The 303-nt window shown below is 37.3% G+C and carries 1 pseudogene; it reads right to left on the bottom strand.

Features of this window, described 5'->3' with window-relative positions:
- Positions 1–123: 123 nt before the first annotated feature.
- Positions 124–303: pseudogene (locus tag ACIR131C_RS23230) on the bottom strand (RNA-guided endonuclease IscB); the annotation flags it as partial.

Here is a 303-nt window from a genome sequence, read left to right as displayed (position 1 = left end):
CCACCAAAACTGTACTCAGTTTGGTGATGGGAGGAATGGAGGGTTAATTGTGAAACGTCCCTTGAGTAATTTTGTGCGTTAGCACAAATAGCGAGAAGGACAGTTGAGTAATTAACAAATCTTTTATACTGCATACGAATAACCATCCTTTGCGTGAATGCGTTTACAAAACTTATGTGATATTCCTTGAATCAATCCATTTTTAGTAGAAATATTGAAACTACCAGTTGAACGAATAGCAACTTTTCCTACATAAGTACCAATCTTTTTACCAGTGGTGACAACCGCTTTAGCAATATCGCC

The sequence above is a fragment of the Dolichospermum circinale AWQC131C genome (assembly GCF_000426905.1).
In the GTDB taxonomy this organism is placed as follows: domain Bacteria; phylum Cyanobacteriota; class Cyanobacteriia; order Cyanobacteriales; family Nostocaceae; genus Dolichospermum; species Dolichospermum circinale.
The sequence above is the reverse complement of the archived record's forward strand: the minus strand, read 5'-3'. Positions and strand labels throughout refer to the sequence as shown.